At 43.1% G+C, this 583-nt stretch carries 1 pseudogene; it reads right to left on the bottom strand.

Annotation, left to right across the window (positions count from 1 at the left end):
- A pseudogene (locus HT736_RS11085) lies at nt 1–569 on the bottom strand (hypothetical protein); the annotation flags it as partial.
- Nucleotides 570–583: the final 14 nt, after the last annotated feature.

The following is a 583-nucleotide window of genomic DNA, read 5'->3' on the forward strand; positions in this document are numbered from 1 at the left end:
GACAACTCTACTGTTGGTGTCTTACGAGCTGGTGTTGTTACATCCACTGGTTGTGATGGTTTCTTATTCGGTTCTGTGACTCTTCCTTTTCCTGGCACAGCACCTTTCGGAAGCTTGTCATTTGGCACTTCACCTGAACCATTGTCGCCAATTGTGACTGTGATTGTTGTTCCATTTTCACCTGGGATTTCTACCTTAGTTCCTCGTGGGTATGTTGAGCCATCTGGTTTCTTAGGTGTTACAATCGCATTTCCATTTGGTTGTTGAGTAATTTCAATCTTACCTGGTTTTTCAGTTTCTGGTGTTGCTGGTGTTAGCTTAGCTGGTGTTGTTACATTAGGAACTTCCACAGCTGCTTTACCTGGTTCTGTAATCTTAGCATTACCTACAACCGTAGTATCTGGTAATTGATCATTTGGAACCTTAGCTGAACCATCTGCTCCAATCGTCACTTTAATTGGACGACCATCCTTACCTGGAAGTTCTACGATTGTTCCTTCTGGATAAGTTGAGCCATCTGGTTTCTTAGGTGTTACTGTAACGTCACCTGTAGTAGGATCTTGTGACAACTCTACTGTTGGTG

It is taken from the genome of Streptococcus sp. 339 (assembly GCF_013277285.1).
GTDB classification, from domain to species: domain Bacteria; phylum Bacillota; class Bacilli; order Lactobacillales; family Streptococcaceae; genus Streptococcus; species Streptococcus pseudopneumoniae.